The sequence below is a fragment of the Paraburkholderia sp. XV genome, from assembly GCF_020177535.1.
Classification (GTDB): domain Bacteria; phylum Pseudomonadota; class Gammaproteobacteria; order Burkholderiales; family Burkholderiaceae; genus Paraburkholderia; species Paraburkholderia caribensis.
The window spans coordinates 1-19,463 of sequence record NZ_JAGUUD010000088.1 but is presented as its reverse complement, the minus strand read 5'-3'; the positions used below and the strand labels follow the sequence as shown (position 1 = coordinate 19,463).

The window sequence follows — 19,463 nt, the reverse complement described above, 5'->3', positions numbered from 1 at the left end:
TTCGGCCAGGCCCCGATCCGCGCGCCGGCGCCGTGTGGCGCCCTGTGCGTTTATAATCGATTGTTTTGCGGCATCCGGCCCGCTCAAATCCTTCGCCTCTATCGTGAGAGTCTTCCGCGGTCTTCCCAATGCCGAGAGCCGTGCGCCGTGCGCACTGACCATCGGCAACTTCGACGGTGTCCACCGCGGGCATCAGGCGCTGCTCGCCCGCGTTCGCGAGGCTGCAGACGCGCGCGGCCTGCCCGTCTGCGTGATGACCTTCGAGCCGCATCCGCGCGAGTTCTTCAATCCAGCCAGCGCGCCGCCGCGCATCGCGATGCTGCGCGACAAGCTCGAAGCGCTGCGCATGAACGGCGTCGACCGCGTGGTCGTCGAGCATTTCAACCATACGTTCGCCAGCCAGTCGCCGGATACGTTCGTCGAGCGGATCATCGTCAACGGCCTGCATGCGCGCTGGGTGATGATCGGCGACGACTTCCGCTACGGCGCGAAGCGCGTGGGCGATTTCGCGTCGCTGAAGGCGGCGGGCGAGCACTACGGCTTCGAGGTCGAGCAGATGGCCACGGTCGCCGATCCGTCCGGCGCACGCATCTCCAGCTCGGGCGTGCGCACGTCGCTGATCGCGGGCGACCTCGATTCGGCGCGCGCCGCGCTCGGCCGCGATTACCTGATCAGCGGCCACGTCGTGCACGGCCTGAAGCTCGGCCGCGACCTCGGCTTTCCCACGCTGAACCTGCCCATCGCACACAAGCGTCCCGCGCTGTCGGGCATTTTCATCGTGCGCGTGCATGGCATCGCCGACCAGCCGCTGCCGGGTGTCGCGAGCCTCGGCTTGCGCCCCACTGTCGACGACTCCGGCCGCGTGTTGCTCGAAGTGCATCTGCTCGACTGGCATGGCGACGCGTACGGCAAGCTGGTGCGCGTCGAGTTTCTGAAGAAGCTGCGCGACGAAGAAAAGTTCGTCGATCTCGAAACGCTGACGGCCGCGATCGCGCGTGACGTCACGAACGCCCGCGCATGGTTCGAGGCAATCGGCGACGCGCCGGGCAGCCGTTCCACTGGCTTCGCCACGTCGGCCACCGATCGAATTAGATGACCGTCGCGGTACGTGCGCAGCGCTTGCGCGAACCACGTACCGTCCGCCGCGCATCGACGGGCGCCGCACGCAGCATGTGCAACGGCCCGCGTCGCGCGCGACGCAGGGCGCCGCACGGCGCCATCCAGGTCATCGCGCATGCCGCGCCCTAACACCGTATTCACCGCTACCTCACCATGAGCAACAAGAAAGCCGATTCGAAACCGCAGGCCCGCTATCCCGTCAACCTGCTGGACACGCCCTTCCCGATGCGCGGCGATCTGCCCAAACGCGAGCCGCAATGGGTCAAGGACTGGCAGGAGCGCAAGGTCTACGAGCAGATCCGCGCCGCCTCCAAAGGCCGCAAGAAGTTCATCCTGCACGACGGCCCGCCGTATGCGAACGGCGACATCCACCTCGGCCACGCGGTGAACAAGATCCTGAAGGACATGATCGTCAAGGCGCGCAACATGGCCGGCTTCGACGCCGTCTACGTGCCCGGCTGGGACTGCCACGGCATGCCGATCGAAATCCAGATCGAAAAGCAGTTCGGCAAGTCGCTGCCCGCCGCGGAAGTGATGCAGAAGGCGCGCGCCTACGCGACCGAGCAGATCGAGAAGCAGAAGGCCGGCTTCCGCCGTCTGGGCGTACTCGGCGACTGGGACAACCCGTACAAGACGATGAACTTCGCGAACGAGGCGGGCGAAATCCGCGCACTCGCGAAGATCATCGAAAAGGGCTATGTGTTCCGCGGCCTGAAGCCGGTGAACTGGTGCTTCGACTGCGGCTCGGCGCTGGCGGAAGCGGAAGTCGAGTACAAGGACAAGACCGACCCGACCATCGACGTGCTGTTCACGTTCGCCGAGCCCGAGAAGACGGCGCAGGCGTTCGGCCTCGCGTCGCTGCCGCGCAACGAAGGCGGCATCGTGATCTGGACGACCACGCCGTGGACGATCCCCGCCAACCAGGCGCTCAACGTGCACCCGGAGATCGTGTACGCGCTCGTCGATACGCCGCGCGGCCTGCTGATCCTCGCTGAGGAGCGCGTCGAAGACTGCCTGAAGTCGTATGGCGTCGAAGGCAAGACCATCGCGACGGCACCGGGCGCGAAGCTCGCGAACCTGCGCTTCACGCATCCGCTCGCGTCCGCGCATCCGTCGTACAAGCGCACATCGCCCGTGTATCTCGGCGACTACGTGACGACGGAAACGGGCACGGGCATCGTGCACTCGTCGCCCGCATACGGCGTCGAAGACTTTATTTCGTGCAAGGCGCACGGCATGGCCGACTCGGACATCATCAGCCCGGTCATGGGCGATGGCCGCTATATCGAATCGCTCGCGCTGTTCGGCGGCCTGTCGATCTGGGACGCGAACCCGAAGATCGTCGAAGCACTCGACGAAGCAGACACGCTGCTGCGCACCGAAAAGTATCTGCACAGCTATATGCACTGCTGGCGCCACAAGACGCCGATCATCTATCGCGCCACGTCGCAGTGGTTCGCCGGCATGGACATCAAGCCGAACGACACCGACAAGACGCTGCGCGAAACGGCGCTCGAAGGCATCGAAGCGACGGCGTTCTATCCGTCGTGGGGCAAGCAGCGCCTGTTCGCGATGATCGCGAACCGTCCCGACTGGACGTTGTCGCGTCAGCGTCAATGGGGTGTGCCGATGGCGTTTTTCGTGCACAAGGAAACGGGTGAGTTGCATCCGCGCACACTCGAACTGCTCGAAGAAGTCGCGAAGCGCGTCGAAGTATCGGGCATCGAGGCATGGCAGACGCTCGATCCGCGCGAACTGATCGGCGACGACGCGAACCTGTACGAAAAGAACCGCGACACGCTCGACGTCTGGTTCGACTCGGGCACGACGCACTGGCACGTGCTGCGCGGCTCGCACAAGGACGAACTGCAGTTCCCGGCCGACCTGTACCTCGAAGGATCGGACCAGCATCGCGGCTGGTTCCACTCGTCGCTGCTGACGGCGTCGATGCTCGACGGCCGCCCGCCGTACAACGCGCTGCTCACGCACGGCTTCACCGTCGACGGCGAAGGCCGCAAGATGTCGAAGTCGCTCGGCAACGGTATCGATCCGCATGAGGTCGCGAACCGGCTGGGCGCGGAAATCATCCGTCTGTGGATTGCATCGACCGACTATTCGGGCGAACTGGCAATCTCCGAAGAAATTCTCAAGCGCGTGACGGAAAGCTATCGACGCATCCGCAACACGCTGCGCTTCCTGCTCGCGAACCTGTCGGACTTCGATTTCGAGAAGAACGCGCGCCCGGTTAGCGAGTGGCTGGAGATCGACCGTTATGCGGTCGCGTTGACGGCCAATCTGCAAGCAGACGTCCTGTCGAACTACGACAAGTACGAGTTCCATCCGGTCGTCGCGAAACTGCAGACGTTCTGCTCGGAAGACCTGGGCGGCTTCTACCTCGACGTGCTGAAGGACCGCCTGTACACGACGGCGCCCGATTCGAACGCGCGCCGCTCGGCGCAGACCGCGCTGTACCACATCGCGCACGGCCTGCTGCGCCTGATGGCGCCGTTCATGTCGTTCACGGCCGAGGAAGCGTGGAAGGTGTTCCAGCCGAACAGCGAAACCATCTTCACTGAAACGTATCACGCCTATCCGGAAGTTCCGGAAGCAGCAACGCTGCTCGACAAGTGGACGCTCCTGCGCGCGGTGCGCAGCGACGTGACGAAGGCGCTGGAAGAAGCGCGCGTCGCGAATCAGATCGGTTCGTCGCTGCAGGCGGAGGTCGAAATCCGCGCGAGCGGCGCGCGTCATGATGCGCTCGCGAGCCTCGGCGCCGACCTGAAGTTCGTGCTGATCACGTCGGGCGCGACGGTCGTGAAGGTCGACAGCGAAGCGGAAGAAGGCGTCGACGTGATCACGTCGAAGTATCTGAAGTGCGAACGCTGCTGGCACTATCGCAAGGAAGTTGGCGAGAACGCCGAGCATCCCACGCTCTGCGGCCGCTGCATCAGCAATCTGTTCGGCAACGGCGAAACGAGGAGCGCGGCATAATGTCCAGAACGCTGTCGAAACCCGCGGGCGGCTCGCTCGCGCCGTGGCTGGGCGTTGCGGTGATCGTGATCCTGTTCGACCAGTTGACGAAGATCGCGGTGGCGAAGGTGTTCGCGTACGGCTCGTCGCATGCCGTCACGCCGTTCTTCAACCTCGTGCTCGTCTACAACCGCGGCGCAGCCTTCAGCTTTCTCGCGATGGCGGGCGGCTGGCAGCGCTGGGCATTCACCGCGCTCGGCGTCGCGGCGGCGCTGCTGATCTGCTATCTGCTCAAGCGGCATGGCAATCAGAAGCTGTTCTGCACGGCGCTCGCGCTGATCATGGGCGGCGCGATCGGCAACGTGATCGACCGCCTCGTGTATGGACACGTGATCGACTTCCTCGATTTCCATGTCGGCACGTGGCACTGGCCGGCTTTCAACCTCGCCGACAGCGCGATCACGATCGGCGCGGCGTTGCTGGTGTTCGACGAACTGCGGCGCGTGCGCGGCGCGCGCTGACATAACAACACACGGTGTGCGGCGCAGTGATGGCCGCCTACGCCGCTCACGCAGTCTTGCAGTACGAAGCCGGCGCGCTTCACCGATGCGCCGGCCATCACGTCTTGTCGGAGGCATCAGTTGGCCACAGAACTCGCCGGAAAACACATCGTCCTCGGCATGACAGGCGGGATCGCCTGCTACAAGATCGCTGAACTCACGCGTCTGCTGGTCAAGGCGGGCGCGACCGTCCAGGTCGCGATGACGGAAGCAGCGACGCAGTTCATCACTCCCGTCACGATGCAGGCACTGTCCGGCCGCCCGGTCTACACGAGCCAGTGGGACGCGCGCATCGCGAACAACATGCCGCACATCGATCTGTCGCGCGAAGCCGACGCGATCGTAATCGCCCCCGCCTCCACCGATTTCCTCGCCAAACTCGCGCACGGACTGTGCGACGACCTGTTGTCCACGCTGTGCATCGCGCGGGATTGTCCGCTGCTCGTCGTGCCCGCCATGAACCGCCAGATGTGGATGAACCCCGCGACGCAGCGCAACGTCGCGCAGTTGCGCGCGGACGGCATCGAACTGCTCGGCCCGGACTCGGGCGCGCAGGCGTGCGGCGAAGTGGGCGACGGGCGCATGCTCGAACCGGAAGCCGTCTATGAGGCGATCGCGTCGTTCTTCACGCCCAAGGTGCTGGCCGGCCGCCGCGTGCTGCTGACGGCGGGCCCGACCTTCGAGCCGCTCGACCCCGTGCGCGGCATCACGAACCGTTCGAGCGGCAAGATGGGCTTCGCGCTCGCGCGCGCGGCGCAGCAAGCGGGCGCAGACGTGCACCTCGTCGCGGGCCCGGTCGGTCTGGACACGCCGTGGGGCGTCTATCGCGAGGACGTGCAGACGGCACAGCAGATGCACGACGCCGTGATGCGCGCGGTGCCCGACTACGACATCTTCATCGGCGTGGCCGCTGTCGCCGACTGGCGCGTCGATCACGTCGCCGAGCACAAGATCAAGAAGACAGCCGATCACGCGATTCCGTCGTTCGCGTTCGTCGAGAATCCGGACATTCTGGCTTCCGTCGCGAAGCTGCCGCATCCGCCGTTCTGCGTCGGCTTCGCGGCGGAAAGCGGCGATCTCGACGTGCACGGCGAACAGAAGCGCAAACGCAAGAACGTGCCGCTGCTGATCGGCAACCTCGGCCCGCAGACGTTCGGGCTCGACGACAACGAAGTCGTGCTGTTCGAAGCCGCCGGCACGACGAAGCTGCCACGCGCGGACAAGCAGACGCTCGCGCGTGCGCTGATCGCGGAAATCGCGAAGCGCCTGCCGGATGCGAGCGTGATCGGTTGAGTGCGTCGCGCGGATTGCCGCGCTTCGTCACAGTGGATCGCCGCGCTCGAATGCAATCTTTCAGCTAACGCCATGGTGCTGTCATGACCCTGCTCTCCGTCCTCGACCAGACACCCGTGATCGACGGGCATACCGTGGCCGACGCGATCGCCGCGACGGTCGAACTCGCGCAACTCGCCGACGACCTCGGCTACACGCGCTACTGGTGCGCCGAACATCACGGGCTGTACGGCGTGTCGAACCCCTGCCCGGAAGTGATGCTTGCTCGCCTCGGCAGCGTGACGAAACGTATCCGCATCGGCTCGGGCGGCATCATGCTGCCGTACTACAGCCCGTTCAAGGTCGCCGAGCAATTCCTGATGCTCGAAGCGCTGTTCCCCAACCGCGTCGATCTGGGCGTCGGCCGGGCGCCGGGCGGCGATATGCGCACCGCGCAGGCGGTCGCGGCGGGCGACTATAACCGCGGCGAACTGTTCCCGCAGCAGGTCGCCGACCTCGTCGCGCTGATGAGCGGCACGCTGCCGTCCGATCATCTCGCGCACGGCGTGCTGCTGCAGCCGCAAGTGGAGACTCGCCCGCAACTGTGGGTGCTGGGCTCCAGCGATTTCGGCGGGATGCTGGCCGCGCAACTGGGCATCCGCTTTTCATTCGCGCATTTCATCAATGCGCATTTCGGGCATGCTGTCGCGCACGCGTATCGCGAACGCTTCAAGCCGGGTCACGAGCAGAAGCCGTACCTCGCAGCCGCCGTGTTCGTGATCTGCGCAGACACGGAACAGCAAGCCGCCGACCTCGAAAAAGCCGTCGATCTGCGCCGCGTGCAGATGGCCTATGGGCTGAACGAGCGGGTTCCTTCCATCGCACAGGGTCTCGCGCAGGAATACGGCGAGCGCGAGCAGCTGATCATCGACCGGGAAAAACCGCGCAGCATCATCGGCACGCCGGAGTCAGTCACGCAACGGCTGCACGCATTGCAGGAACAGTTCGATGCCGATGAACTGATCGTGCTCTCGGTCACGGGCAGCTATCGCGCGCGGCTGCGCTCGTATGAACTGCTTGCCGAAGCGTTTGAACTCGGCAAGTCATGAATCGATCACAGCGGCCCGTCGCCATGATGCGCGCCGCTACTTCTTCAACCTCTCACGGAACTGCATGAAACTCGACCTGAAGATTCTCGACTCGCGCATGCGCGAACAACTTCCCGCCTACGCCACGCCGGGCAGCGCGGGTCTCGACCTGCGTGCGTGCCTCGATGCGCCGCTGACGCTCGAACCCGGTCAAACGGCGCTCGTGCCGACCGGCCTCGCGATCCACGTCGCCGATCCCGGCTACGCGGCGCTGATCCTGCCGCGCTCGGGTCTCGGCCATAAGCATGGCATCGTGCTCGGCAATCTGGTTGGCCTGATCGACTCGGACTACCAGGGCCAGTTGATGATCTCGACGTGGAACCGCGGCACGACCACGTTCACGCTGAATCCGATGGAACGGCTTGCGCAGCTGGTGATCGTGCCCGTCGTGCAGGCGACGTTCAATATCGTCGATGAGTTCGAGACGAGCGATCGTGGTGAGGGCGGCTTCGGCAGCACCGGCAAACACTGAGGCAGCGCTCAGTTTCCGTTGCGCGAGCATCAAAACAAAAACGGCGTGGGTTTTGAAACCCACGCCGTTCTTTTTTGCTTCGGACGATTCGACGCTTAGTCGACTTCCACCGCTTCCGGATTCGGATTGCGCGGCGGCGTGGAGTTCTCGTCGAACGTCAACTGGACCTTGTCGTCCGCATCGACGTCGACCGTCACGCGGCCACCGCTCATCAGCTTGCCGAACAGCAGTTCGTCGGCCAGCGCACGACGGATCGTGTCCTGGATCAGACGCTGCATCGGACGCGCGCCCATCAGCGGATCGAAGCCGTGCTTCGCGAGATGCTTGCGCAGCGCGTCGGTGAAGAGCGCGTCGACCTTCTTCTCGTGCAGCTGATCTTCCAGTTGCATCAGGAACTTGTCGACCACGCGCATGATGATTTCTTCATCGAGCGAGCGGAAGCTGATCGTCGCATCCAGACGGTTGCGGAATTCCGGCGTGAACATGCGCTTGATGTCGGCCATTTCGTCGCCCGACTCGCGGCGCGTCGTAAAGCCGATCACCGACTTGCCCATCGCTTCGGCGCCCGCATTCGTCGTCATGATGATGATGACGTTGCGGAAGTCCGCCTTGCGGCCGTTGTTATCCGTCAGCGTGCCGTGGTCCATCACCTGCAGCAGCACGTTGTAGATATCCGGATGCGCCTTCTCGATTTCGTCGAGCAGCAGCACGCAGTGCGGCTTCTTCGTCACGGCTTCCGTCAGCAGACCACCCTGGTCGAACCCGACGTATCCCGGCGGCGCGCCGATCAGCCGGCTCACCGCGTGACGCTCCATGTACTCCGACATGTCGAAGCGGATCAGCTCGATGCCCAGCGTGAACGCCAGTTGCCGCGCGACTTCCGTCTTGCCGACGCCCGTCGGGCCGGAGAACAGGAACGCGCCGATCGGCTTGTCCGTCTTGCCGAGGCCTGCGCGCGCCATCTTGATCGAAGCCGACAGTGCGTCGATAGCGGGGTCCTGACCGAACACGACGGCCTTCAGATCGCGGTCGAGCGTCTGCAGCTTGCTGCGATCGTCCTGCGACACGCTTTGCGCCGGCACGCGCGCGATCTTCGAGATGATTTCCTCGATCTCGCTCTTGCCGATGGTCTTCTTCTGCTTCGACTTCGGCAGGATGCGTTGCGCCGCGCCCGCTTCGTCGATCACGTCGATCGCCTTGTCGGGCAAATGACGATCCGTGATGAAGCGCGCCGACAACTCAGCCGCCGCCGACAGCGCACCCGACGAGTACTTCACGCCATGGTGCTCTTCGAAGCGCGACTTCAGGCCGCGCAGGATCGCCACCGTCTGCTCGACGGTCGGCTCGGTCACGTCGATCTTCTGGAAACGACGCGACAATGCTGCGTCTTTTTCGAAGATGCCGCGGAATTCCGTGAACGTGGTCGCGCCGATGCACTTGAGCGTGCCCGACGACAGCGCCGGCTTCAGCAGATTCGACGCGTCCAGCGTGCCGCCCGAAGCGGCGCCCGCGCCGATCAGCGTATGAATTTCGTCGATGAACAGGATCGCGTTAGGACGTTCCTTCAGTTCCTTCAGGACCGTCTTCAGGCGCTGTTCGAAATCGCCGCGATACTTGGTGCCGGCGAGCAGCGCGCCCATATCCAGCGAATAGACCTGCGCATCCACCAGAATGTCGGGCACTTCGCCGCGCGTGATGCGCCATGCGAGACCTTCGGCGATCGCCGTCTTGCCGACGCCGGCCTCACCGACCAGCAGCGGATTGTTCTTGCGGCGGCGGCACAACACCTGAACGACGCGCTCGACTTCCGGCTCGCGTCCGATCAGCGGATCGATCCGGCCGTCCTTCGCCATCTGGTTCAGGTTCTGCGTGAACTGCGCAAGCGGCGTTTCCTTTTGCGCAGCGGCTTCGTCCGATTCCGCGTTCGCATCCGTCGACTTCGCAGCTTCGGAGCTGTTGGTCTTCGCGATCCCATGCGAAATGAAATTGACGACGTCCAGACGCGTCACGCCCTGCTGCTGCAGGTAATACACCGCGTGGGAATCCTTCTCGCCGAAGATCGCGACGAGCACGTTCGCGCCCGTCACTTCCTTCTTGCCGTTCGACGTGGACTGGACGTGCATGATCGCGCGCTGGATCACACGCTGGAAACCCAGCGTGGGCTGCGTATCGACGTCGTCGGTGCCCGGAACGGTCGGCGTATTGTCGTGAATGAAGTTGCGCAGGTTCTGACGCAGGTCTTCGATGTTGGCCGCGCATGCGCGCAGCACTTCGGCCGCCGTCGGATTGTCCAACAGCGCCAGCAAAAGATGTTCGACCGTAATGAACTCATGCCGCGCCTGGCGCGCTTCCATGAACGCCATGTGCAGGCTGACTTCCAGTTCCTGGGCAATCATGCTTCCTCCATCACGCACTGCAGCGGATGCCCTGCCTGCCGCGCGTGGGTAACGACTTGCTCGACTTTGGTCGACGCGATGTCCCGCGTGTAGACCCCACAAACTCCCCTGCCTTCGCGATGGACCTTCAACATGATCTGCGTTGCGGTCTCACGATCTTTATTGAAATATTCCTGCACGACCATCACGACGAATTCCATCGGCGTGAAATCGTCATTCAACAACACCACCTTGAACATGGCGGGCGGTTTCAGCTTTTGATCCTGCCGCTCCAGTACGGTGTTGTCCTGCTTGTCCGGGATAATCGCCATACACCCATTCTAAACAACTCGGACAGGCCCGCAATCCTGTCAAAACCCGACCGGCTGGCCGGACATCGGTTCCCTCCGGCCCTGTGGAGCAGCCTCTCGTGGGTGCGCTCTGCGCCGGGCCACGTGCGGTGGCGGCCCTCCGGTAATTCTGCATTGCAGCTTGATGACTGCAGTCGGATCGAGTATCGCACAACCCGGGCCAGCAAGCTGACGACACGCCAACCCTGCCATCTGCTGCTTCCCCACTGAACTGCATGTGAGTCGATTATGCGACTTTTCAAGACGCGCCGCTTGCGCCACCGCACATAAGAAAAGCGGGAGAAACCCTGGAAATTGGTTCTTTACAACGAAGAAATGGGCGTCTCAAAATTTTCTTGACACTCGAATAAAGAGACTCAACAATCAAGCTGGCACTTTTTTCAACAAGCCGTTTATACGAAAAAATGCCGTTGGTGAGCTTGTGAGGAGGGACGACTGCACTCCGTGGTCGTTGAGCTTTTCGAGGGCTCGTGGCAGCTTTTGAGTTACAGGGGAAGTTGGTATGGCAACTGGTACGGTCAAGTGGTTCAACGACGCGAAAGGTTTCGGATTCATTACGCCCGACGAAGGCGGTGAGGATCTGTTTGCACACTTTTCGGCTATCCAGATGAACGGTTTCAAGACCCTCAAGGAAGGCCAGAAAGTTAGCTTCGAGGTCGTTCAAGGCCCGAAGGGCAAACAGGCATCGAACATTCAGTCCGCAGCCTGATACGTTCGGTCCGCAGCCTTGAAAACCCGGCTCAATGCCGGGTTTTTTCGTTTCTGACGTGTGCAATGCCTCTATCGATAACTACGGCAGGAATCAGACGACCTTGAGGGTTGCCATCATGCCGAGATCCTCGTGTTCCAGTATGTGGCAATGGAACATCCGCTCGCCGGCGTCGTGCTGTACCGTCGCGATGCGCACGGTCTCGCCGGGCTGCACGTTGACGGTATCCCGCCATGCGAGAAACGGCTCGCGCGTGCTCGTGCCGCCCCGCTCCCGCCCGATCACCTGAAACTGCGTGCCGTGCAGATGGAATGGATGATCCATGTCGGTGCGATTCTCGATCGACCAGACTTCGACTTCTCCGCGCCGGCTGGTGAGTGCGATGCGCGACGGGTCGAAAATCGCGCCGTTGATCATGAACTGCATGCCGGGCGGCATCGCCGACATCGCTGCGCCGGGACGGTGCATGGCCGCCATGTCCATAGCCTCGGTGAACACGACGGATTTTTGCGGAACTTTGTCGGCTGCGGCGTCAGCGGATAGCAACGGCGAGATTGGACGCAGCGTCGGCGGCACGGCGCGCGCCGCGGTGGGGGAGCCCGGCACGAAGCGCACGTCGGCGAGCGGCCTGGCGGGGTCGGCGGGCAGGCTTTTGCCCTCCGTCATCGTCATCTTGCGACGGTCGTATGCGGCAGCGGTGAGAATCGCCGCCGACGACGCCGCACCCGCGCGCACGATGATCTCGGCGCGTTCGCCCGGCGCGAGCAGCAGTTCCGTCAAGCCGTCGCGCGGCTGGTCGAGCAGACCGCCATCGGTGCCGACCTGCGTGAAGGTGTGCTCACCTTCGCCGCCCAGCGACAATCGCAGATAGCGCGCATTGCACCCGTTCCACAGACGCCAGCGCTCGTCCTGCGCGACCTCGATGCGCGGGCGGCGCGCGCCGTTCACCAGCACGAACTGCCCTTCGCGGCCGTTCATCCAGTCCATCATGTCGTTCGGCGCGATGGAGGCGTCGCTTGCCAGTTTCAGGTCCGAGAAGAACAGGTGCCGCTCGGGAAATGCGGCGAGCGGATCGTCCGCGGCACGCACGACGATCGGCCCGGCCAACCCGCGAAACACCTGTTCCGCCGACATCATGTGCGGATGCGGGTGATACCAATAAGTGCCGGCGCTGCCTGGCGGCAGCGTGAATCGATAGACGTGCGACGCGCCCGGCGCGACAGGGTTGGTCGGATTGCCGTCCTGATCGGGCGGCACGGGCAGACCATGCCAGTGGATCGTGGACGGCTGCGGCAGACGGTTGACGAAGCGGATTTCGACGGTGTCGCCTTCGCGCGCCTCGATGAGCGGACCGACGATCGGCCCTTGCGCGGCGTCGCCGTACAGCCATAGCGACGTCGAATGTCCCGGCATCAACTGACGGCGCACGGGTTGCGCGACGAGCGTGGCGCGAAACACGCCCGGCTCGCTGCTCTCATTCGCGAGCTTGCGCAATGCGGCAAGCGGCGCGCCGGCGGGCAGCGCCGTTTCGGGCGCGAGCTTCGGGGTTGCGTGGGCGGCATGCGAGTTGGCGGCATGTGTCGACGACATGCCAGGCATGTCGTCCATATCGCTCATGCCGGACATGCCGTGCATGGAGTGCTGCGCGAAGACATTGCGCGCGAAAAGCGATGCGACGGCAACGCTCAACGTGCGGGCGAGAAAATCCCTGCGGATCATGGATCGATTCCTTCTGATGCGGCGCGGCAATGCGGTTGCGGCGACGCATCGAACGTGTGACGGAAGCGAGCGTGACGGATTCAGTCACGCATCGGATGCTTGTGCGCTATGTGAATGAGCGCCGGCATGGAACCGTCACGCGATGGGCGGCCGCACGGGCGGTGCGCGCGTGACGCCTGCGCGCGCGGGGTCGCTACCGGCGCCCGGCACATCCAATGACGCGACCCACGTTGCCATGCCGACGTTCGACAGCAGTGCGCCGCAATGCACGCCGCACGCGCTCATGCAGCACAGCGAATGGCTGCGATGGCAAGAGGAATCCGAGTCGCGCGGGTTCGTCGACATAGCGCGATGCGCCGCATTCGTATGCATGCTCATCACTGGCGGCGAGGCATCGTGATGATGCTCGCACGCCGACGCGCCCTGCATGCCGAGCAAGGCGAGCGTCAACACGATGAAGATACGCCACAACGATTTCATGCCTGTCTGTCGATGCGAACGGGTGCGAGGTGCAAAGGAAGTGAACCGATCATAACGCAGCCACGTTGCCGCGCGGATGACGAAAGCTCAAAACAAAACCCCGGCTTGCTCGCGCGCGCCGGGGTTGCGTTGAAGATGAATGCGCTACGCGGCGCTCACATGTTTTCGATCATCACCTGACCGAAGCCCGAGCACGACACCTGGGTCGCGCCTTCCATCAGGCGGGCGAAGTCATACGTCACGCGCTTGGACAGGATCGACTTTTCCATCGACTTCAGAATCGCATCCGCCGCCTCCGTCCAGCCCAGATGGCGCAGCATCATCTCCGCCGACAGAATCTCCGAACCCGGATTCACATAGTCCTTGCCCGCGTACTTCGGCGCCGTGCCGTGCGTGGCTTCGAACATCGCGACCGAGTCCGACATGTTCGCGCCCGGCGCAATGCCGATGCCGCCGACCTGCGCGGCCAGTGCGTCGGAGATGTAGTCGCCGTTCAGGTTCAGCGTCGCGATCACGTCGTATTCGGCGGGACGCAGCAGAATTTGCTGAAGGAACGCATCGGCGATCACATCCTTCACGACGACGTCGTTGCCCGTCTTCGGATTCTTCACCTTCATCCACGGGCCGCCGTCGATCAGTTCCGCACCGAACTCCTTTTGCGCGAGCGCATAGCCGTAGTCACGGAATGCGCCTTCCGTGTACTTCATGATGTTGCCCTTGTGCACCAGCGTGACCGTGCGGCGATCGTTGTCGAGCGCATACTGGATCGCCTTGCGTACCAGACGCTCGGTGCCTTCGCGCGACACCGGCTTCACACCGATACCCGACGAGTCCGGGAAGCGGATCTTCTTCACGCCCATTTCCTCGCGCAGGAACTGGATGACCTTCTTCGCCTCGGGCGAGCCCGCCGGCCATTCGATGCCCGCGTAGATGTCTTCCGAGTTCTCGCGGAAGATCACCATGTTGACCTTCTCCGGCTCGCGCAGCGGCGACGGCACGCCTTTGAAGTACTGCACGGGGCGCAGGCACACATAGAGGTCCAGTTCCTGGCGCAGCGCGACGTTCAACGAGCGGATGCCGCCGCCGACGGGCGTCGTGAGCGGACCCTTGATCGACACGATGTAGTCCTTCACCACCTGCAGCGTTTCTTCCGGCAGCCACACGTCGGGACCATACACTTTGGTCGCCTTCTCGCCCGCGAAGATTTCCATCCAGTGGATTTTCTTCTTGCCGCCGTAGGCCTTGGCGACGGCTGCATCGACGACCTTGATCATCACGGGCGTAATGTCGACGCCCGTGCCGTCTCCTTCGATGTACGGAATGATCGGCTGATCGGAAACGTTGAGCGAGAAATCCGGGTTGACGGTGATCTTGTCACCGTCAACCGGAACCGTGATGTGCTGATACGCCATGATCGGACTCCAGTGATAGCTGTACTGTGAGAACAGGTTGGAAATGCGAAACCGGGGCGCCCCTCTTGCGCGCGACGCGGTGCCGCGCCGATTCGAGTGCTGATGCCAGATACCGATGCAGCAAGCGGCCAGGCGGCTATTCTAGCCCACGTCGGCGCAAGGCCGCCCTCGGGACGTGCACGTATGCCGGCGCGCCGGCGGGATTGCGCGATAAGGCAGGCGTCATCTTATGTCTTATATAAGACATAAGACTTGCTCAAACGCATTATGCTTTAAGATCTCGCCATTCGCTACCCGGCGCGGCCGTCGAGACTCGCAGCGCGCATCGACGCTCTGGCTGCGATCGCGCGGTTGACGCATCCGCCATTCGCCTCGTTCACGCATGACTCTGCTCGCTCTCAACAAACCCTTCGGCACGATCTGCCAGTTTTCCGCGCACGAAACGCGCGCGTCGCTGGCCGATTGGGTCAAGATGCCGGGCATCTATCCCGCAGGGCGACTCGACTCCGATAGCGAAGGGCTGCTGCTGCTCACCGACGACGGCGCATTGCAGGCGCGCATCGCGGAGCCGCGGCACAAGCTGGTGAAGCGATACTGGGCGCAAGTGGAAGGCGCGCCGGCAGACAGCGATCTGAAGGCGCTCGCGCGCGGTGTCGATCTCGGCGACTATGTGACGCGCCCCTGCCGCGCGGAATTCGTCGAACCCGGCGAAGCGCTATGGGCTCGCACGCCCCCCATTCGATATCGCGCGGCCATTCCGACCACGTGGATCGAACTGTCGATCACTGAAGGCAAGAACCGCCAGGTGCGCCGCATGACGGCGGCCATCGGCTTTCCGACGTTGCGTCTAGTGCGCGTCGGCGTCGGTGCGCTCGACATTTTTTCGCTTGGATTGCAGCCGGGCGAAAACATCGAGCTACCTTCACGCGCACCCTGGGAAGGTTTCACACGCTCGTGAATACGTCCGCGAAAAACCGCTCGATATTCCGCTAAGCCGTTGTATCGGCATGCGTTTTCTATTCGATTGCGTCATTTGAAAAAAGCGCGCGAAAAACGCTGAAAAGCAGCAATCTGCGACGCGTTATCACATTCGCAAAAATTCCTGAAAATTTTCGTCAACCGCGTCGCGCGTTCATGCGTTAGTCGACGCAGATGCCGATGAAGCTGTCCGGCATTCAGCCTCAAGAGCCTTGGTACAAGCCGCTCCAACGACGTGTATGAAGGTGTCTGAACGCTCGCAGCCGCAAAGAAAAATTTCTTCGATGCGGATGTCAACCGAAAGGTGGACGGCACGTTTAACGACATGACTCAACCTGATCGGGTCATTGGGTTAATTAACTAAAGCTGAGGATTCGCAAAATGAACAAACTGATCGCCGCTCTGGTCGCTGGCCTCTTCGCAACGGCAGCATTCGCACAAGCTTCGGCACCGGAAGCAGCTTCGGCAGCTCCGGCAGCAGCAGCTTCGTCGCACAAGGCAACGAAGAAGGTTTCGCACAAGAAGTCGCACAAGAAGGCAGCAGCTCCGGCAGCAGCTTCGGCAGCTTCGGAATAAGTTTGTTGCAATAACGCAGTCAAGAATCAAGCAGTTTTGCCGTTCTTACGGCGTTGAAAGGCAGATGGCCACAAGGCTCTCTGCCTTTTTGTTTTTGACGCGCTCGCGTAACATGCGCGGATCATATTCAGCAAGGAGCCATGTCGTGCGATTTTCATTGCGCTCGTTGATCGCGCGCTTCGCGATTGCAGTTGCATTGCCTGTTGCCGCATTGTCGGCCGTGTCGCTCGCGGCCATGTCCGCGCAAGATGCGCATGCACAGCAGATGCCGCAGGGCGCAAAACAACCCGGCGACTTTCCGCGCGCCAGGCTCACGGCAGGCATGTTCGTCATCGACGCCGCAGTCGCTGCGAACGATGCGGACCGCGAGCAAGGTTTGATGTACCGCACGCAACTCGCACCGAACGAAGGCATGCTCTTCGTGTTCGGCGAGAACGCCGTGCATTGTTTCTGGATGAAAAACACGCTGATCCCGCTGTCGATCGCATTCATGCGCGCGGACGGCACGATCACCGACATCGATGAGATGCAGGCGGAGACCACCAACAACCATTGCCCGAAGAACAACGGCGTCTACGCGCTGGAGATGAGCAAGGGGTGGTTCACGTCGAAGGGCATCAAGCCCGGTATGAAGATGCAGGGACTGCCGGCGCCGCAATAGGCGAACCCGCCGCCACGCACGAACCGGATGGAAGCCGGCGCAGCCGCAAGGCGCGCCGGCTTGTTTTTTATCCTTCGCGCCGCAACGTATGGCGGGCGCCAGCTCCGGCGGCTTCTGGCAGGATTCCTGCAAAAGCCGGGGCGACACGCTATTCTTATAGTCTCACCAGCAGCACCGAGATCGTCCGGGCCGCGCAGCACAATGCCAGCAGAAGGCCCGGCGCCAGCCACCGGCGCGCCAACACATGGAGGTTCACGTGCCCCGCAAGACTCCTATCGAGCGATACCGGAACATCGGTATCAGTGCTCACATCGATGCCGGCAAGACCACCACCACCGAACGCATTCTTTTCTACACCGGCGTGACCCACAAGATCGGCGAGGTTCACGACGGCGCGGCGACGATGGACTGGATGGAACAGGAGCAGGAGCGCGGCATCACGATCACATCGGCGGCCACGACAGCCTTCTGGAAAGGCATGGCGGGCAATTATCCGGAGCACCGGATCAACATCATCGACACGCCGGGTCACGTCGACTTCACGATCGAAGTCGAACGCTCGATGCGCGTGCTCGACGGCGCGTGCATGGTCTACGACTCGGTCGGCGGCGTGCAGCCGCAGTCCGAAACGGTGTGGCGCCAGGCGAACAAGTACAAGGTGCCGCGCATCGCGTTCGTCAACAAGATGGACCGCGTCGGCGCCGACTTCTTCCGCGTGCAGCGCCAGATCGGCGACCGCCTGAAGGGCGTCGCGGTGCCGATCCAGATTCCCATCGGCGCGGAAGAGCATTTCCAGGGCGTCGTCGATCTGGTGAAGATGAAGGCGATCGTCTGGGATGACGAGAGCCAGGGCATCAAGTTCACGTACGAAGAGGTTCCCGACAACCTCAAGGACCTCGCGCACGAGTGGCGCGAAAAGATGGTCGAGGCGGCGGCGGAATCGAGCGAAGAACTGCTCGAAAAGTACCTGACGGATCACGAGAGCCTGACGGAAGACGAGATCAAGGCGGGCTTGCGCAAACGCACGATCGCCAACGAAATCGTGCCGATGCTGTGCGGCAGCGCGTTCAAGAACAAGGGCGTGCAGGCGATGCTCGATGCCGTGATCGACTATCTGCCCTCGCCTGTCGACGTGCCCGCGATTCTCGGCCACACGGAAGACGACAAGGAAGCGGAGCGTCATCCGAGCGACGACGAGCCGTTCTCCGCGCTGGCGTTCAAGATCATGACGGACCCGTTCGTCGGACAGCTGATTTTCTTCCGCGTGTATTCGGGCGTCGTGAATTCGGGCGACACCGTGTACAACCCGGTGAAGGAAAAGAAGGAGCGCCTCGGCCGCATTCTTCAGATGCACGCGAACGAGCGCAAGGAAATCAAGGAAGTGCGCGCGGGCGACATCGCGGCGGCAGTCGGTCTGAAGGAAGCGACCACGGGCGACACGCTGTGCGACCCGAACAACATCATCATTCTCGAACGGATGATTTTCCCGGAGCCGGTGATCTCGCAGGCTGTCGAGCCGAAGACGAAGGTCGACCAGGAAAAGATGGGCATTGCGCTGAACCGTCTCGCGCAGGAAGACCCGTCGTTCCGCGTGCAAACGGACGAAGAGTCTGGGCAGACGATTATTTCGGGCATGGGCGAACTGCACCTGGAAATTCTCGTCGACCGGATGAAGCGCGAGTTTGGCGTCGAGGCGACGGTGGGCAAGCCGCAGGTGGCGTATCGGGAGACGGTGCGCACCAAGGTTGAAGGTGTGGAAGGCAAGTTCGTGAAGCAGTCAGGCGGACGCGGGCAGTACGGGCATGCCGTTATCACGCTCGAGCCCGATCCGGGCAAGGGTTATGAGTTCGTCGATGCGATCAAGGGCGGCGTGATTCCGCGCGAATTCATTCCGGCCGTCGACAAGGGCATTCAGGAAACGCTCAAGGCAGGCGTGCTGGCGGGTTATCCCGTGGTGGACGTGAAGGTCACGTTGACCTTTGGTTCGTACCATGACGTCGACTCGAATGAAAACGCGTTCCGCATGGCTGGTTCGATGGCGTTCAAGGATGCGATGCGCAAGGCGAAGCCTGTGCTGCTTGAACCGATGATGGCGGTTGAAGTGGAGACGCCTGAGGACTTCATGGGCAATGTGATGGGCGATCTTTCCGGTCGGCGCGGCATCGTGCAGGGTATGGAGGATATTGCCGGCGGCGGCGGCAAGCTCGTGCGTGCCGAAGTGCCGCTTTCGGAGATGTTTGGGTATTCGACGTCGTTGCGGTCGCTTACGCAAGGGCGGGCTACCTATACGATGGAGTTCAAGCATTACGCTGAGACGCCGAATAATGTCTCGGAAGGGATTATTAATTCGAAGTCCAAGTAGCCGGTTTGGTTTGGTTTTGCTTTGGCGCGAAGGCCTGTTCCTGTGGGGATGGGCCTTTTTTTTGCTGTTCGGTGACTTGGGGTGGGTTTGGTTTGGTTTGGCTTTTGCTCGCCGCCGCGTTGTGGTGTTTGTTCGTCGCCGGTCGTGTGTTTTGATCTTTTTGCTGGCATCCGCGATTTGTTAGCGTACTTCAGGCGTCGCCGTTCGTGTGTTTTGATCTTTTTGCTGGCATCCGCGAATTGTTAGCTCGCTTCACGCGTCGCCCCTGTGCGGGGCGGC

16 protein-coding genes are annotated in these 19,463 nt (G+C 62.6%); 11 read left to right on the top strand and 5 right to left on the bottom strand.

Annotation, left to right across the window (positions count from 1 at the left end; all coding sequences use genetic code 11):
• Nucleotides 1-103: 103 nt before the first annotated feature.
• The 6 genes from KFO72_RS30720 (at nt 104) to dut (ending at nt 7,541) form a co-directional block, all read left to right on the top strand.
• Nucleotides 104-1,096 (top strand): bifunctional riboflavin kinase/FAD synthetase, encoded by a 993-nt coding sequence (locus tag KFO72_RS30720; protein WP_054933925.1) that lies wholly within the window; start codon nt 104-106, stop codon nt 1,094-1,096.
• 176 nt (nt 1,097-1,272) lie between these two features.
• Nucleotides 1,273-4,110, top strand: a complete 2,838-nt coding sequence (ileS, locus tag KFO72_RS30715) for an isoleucine--tRNA ligase (RefSeq protein WP_054933924.1) — start codon at nt 1,273-1,275, stop codon at nt 4,108-4,110.
• Nucleotides 4,110-4,610: a signal peptidase II gene (gene lspA, locus KFO72_RS30710; RefSeq protein WP_054933923.1), complete on the top strand. Its 501-nt coding sequence runs from the start codon at nt 4,110-4,112 to the stop codon at nt 4,608-4,610. The genes ileS and lspA overlap by 1 nt, the downstream gene beginning before the upstream one ends.
• A gap of 120 nt (nt 4,611-4,730) precedes the next feature.
• Nucleotides 4,731-5,942, top strand: a complete 1,212-nt coding sequence (gene coaBC, locus KFO72_RS30705) for a bifunctional phosphopantothenoylcysteine decarboxylase/phosphopantothenate--cysteine ligase CoaBC (protein ID WP_054933922.1) — start codon at nt 4,731-4,733, stop codon at nt 5,940-5,942.
• A gap of 83 nt (nt 5,943-6,025) precedes the next feature.
• Entirely contained in the window at nt 6,026-7,030 is a 1,005-nt protein-coding gene (locus KFO72_RS30700; RefSeq protein WP_054933921.1) for an LLM class flavin-dependent oxidoreductase, read from the top strand.
• 64 nt (nt 7,031-7,094) lie between these two features.
• On the top strand, nt 7,095-7,541 hold the full coding sequence (gene dut, locus KFO72_RS30695) for a dUTP diphosphatase (protein ID WP_054933920.1): 447 nt from the start codon (nt 7,095-7,097) through the stop codon (nt 7,539-7,541).
• A 95-nt stretch (nt 7,542-7,636) separates the two neighbouring features.
• On the opposite strand, the gene clpA is transcribed toward dut, so the two are convergent.
• Nucleotides 7,637-9,937, bottom strand: a complete 2,301-nt coding sequence (gene clpA, locus KFO72_RS30690; protein ID WP_035986179.1) for an ATP-dependent Clp protease ATP-binding subunit ClpA — start codon at nt 9,935-9,937, stop codon at nt 7,637-7,639.
• Nucleotides 9,934-10,248, bottom strand: a complete 315-nt coding sequence (gene clpS, locus KFO72_RS30685; protein ID WP_007586255.1) for an ATP-dependent Clp protease adapter ClpS — start codon at nt 10,246-10,248, stop codon at nt 9,934-9,936. The genes clpA and clpS overlap by 4 nt, the downstream gene beginning before the upstream one ends.
• A gap of 541 nt (nt 10,249-10,789) precedes the next feature.
• Here clpS and cspD point away from each other — a divergent pair.
• Nucleotides 10,790-10,996 carry a cold shock domain-containing protein CspD gene (gene cspD, locus KFO72_RS30680; RefSeq protein WP_007586257.1) on the top strand — a complete coding sequence of 69 codons (207 nt, stop codon included), beginning with the start codon at nt 10,790-10,792 and terminating at the stop codon, nt 10,994-10,996.
• Nucleotides 10,997-11,089: 93 nt separating this feature from the next.
• Here the strand turns inward: cspD and KFO72_RS30675 are convergent, their stop codons facing one another.
• The 3 genes from KFO72_RS30675 to icd all read right to left on the bottom strand — a co-directional run bounded on the left by KFO72_RS30675 (nt 11,090) and on the right by icd (nt 14,607).
• Nucleotides 11,090-12,715: a multicopper oxidase family protein gene (locus KFO72_RS30675; RefSeq protein WP_225033710.1), complete on the bottom strand. Its 1,626-nt coding sequence runs from the start codon at nt 12,713-12,715 to the stop codon at nt 11,090-11,092.
• Between the two features lie 135 nt (nt 12,716-12,850).
• Nucleotides 12,851-13,195: a hypothetical protein gene (locus KFO72_RS30670; protein WP_225033709.1), complete on the bottom strand. Its 345-nt coding sequence runs from the start codon at nt 13,193-13,195 to the stop codon at nt 12,851-12,853.
• 155 nt (nt 13,196-13,350) lie between these two features.
• Nucleotides 13,351-14,607: an NADP-dependent isocitrate dehydrogenase gene (icd, locus tag KFO72_RS30665; RefSeq protein ID WP_060602075.1), complete on the bottom strand. Its 1,257-nt coding sequence runs from the start codon at nt 14,605-14,607 to the stop codon at nt 13,351-13,353.
• Nucleotides 14,608-14,989: 382 nt separating this feature from the next.
• Here icd and KFO72_RS30660 point away from each other — a divergent pair, with 382 nt between their 5' ends.
• The 4 genes from KFO72_RS30660 (at nt 14,990) to fusA (ending at nt 19,184) form a co-directional block, all read left to right on the top strand.
• A complete protein-coding gene (locus KFO72_RS30660) occupies nt 14,990-15,565 on the top strand; it encodes a pseudouridine synthase (RefSeq protein WP_054933916.1) in 576 nt (191 codons plus the stop codon).
• Nucleotides 15,566-15,966: 401 nt separating this feature from the next.
• Nucleotides 15,967-16,161: a hypothetical protein gene (locus tag KFO72_RS30655; RefSeq protein ID WP_042310425.1), complete on the top strand. Its 195-nt coding sequence runs from the start codon at nt 15,967-15,969 to the stop codon at nt 16,159-16,161.
• Nucleotides 16,162-16,306: 145 nt separating this feature from the next.
• Nucleotides 16,307-16,822, top strand: coding sequence for a DUF192 domain-containing protein (locus KFO72_RS30650; RefSeq protein WP_054933915.1), 516 nt, complete (start codon nt 16,307-16,309; stop codon nt 16,820-16,822).
• A gap of 256 nt (nt 16,823-17,078) precedes the next feature.
• Complete coding sequence (fusA, locus tag KFO72_RS30645) at nt 17,079-19,184, top strand: elongation factor G (RefSeq protein ID WP_318248525.1); 2,106 nt, start codon at nt 17,079-17,081, stop codon at nt 19,182-19,184.
• Nucleotides 19,185-19,463: the final 279 nt, after the last annotated feature.

Coding starts and splice junctions, on each gene's coding strand:
- ileS (WP_054933924.1), top strand. CDS start 1,273: ATGAGCAACAAGAAAGCCGATTCGAAACCGCAGGCCCGCTATCCCGTC.
- lspA (WP_054933923.1), top strand. CDS start 4,110: ATGTCCAGAACGCTGTCGAAACCCGCGGGCGGCTCGCTCGCGCCGTGG.
- KFO72_RS30700 (WP_054933921.1), top strand. CDS start 6,026: ATGACCCTGCTCTCCGTCCTCGACCAGACACCCGTGATCGACGGGCAT.
- dut (WP_054933920.1), top strand. CDS start 7,095: ATGAAACTCGACCTGAAGATTCTCGACTCGCGCATGCGCGAACAACTT.
- clpA (WP_035986179.1), bottom strand. CDS start 9,937: ATGATTGCCCAGGAACTGGAAGTCAGCCTGCACATGGCGTTCATGGAA.
- clpS (WP_007586255.1), bottom strand. CDS start 10,248: ATGGCGATTATCCCGGACAAGCAGGACAACACCGTACTGGAGCGGCAG.
- cspD (WP_007586257.1), top strand. CDS start 10,790: ATGGCAACTGGTACGGTCAAGTGGTTCAACGACGCGAAAGGTTTCGGA.
- KFO72_RS30675 (WP_225033710.1), bottom strand. CDS start 12,715: ATGATCCGCAGGGATTTTCTCGCCCGCACGTTGAGCGTTGCCGTCGCA.
- KFO72_RS30670 (WP_225033709.1), bottom strand. CDS start 13,195: ATGAAATCGTTGTGGCGTATCTTCATCGTGTTGACGCTCGCCTTGCTC.
- icd (WP_060602075.1), bottom strand. CDS start 14,607: ATGGCGTATCAGCACATCACGGTTCCGGTTGACGGTGACAAGATCACC.
- KFO72_RS30660 (WP_054933916.1), top strand. CDS start 14,990: ATGACTCTGCTCGCTCTCAACAAACCCTTCGGCACGATCTGCCAGTTT.
- KFO72_RS30655 (WP_042310425.1), top strand. CDS start 15,967: ATGAACAAACTGATCGCCGCTCTGGTCGCTGGCCTCTTCGCAACGGCA.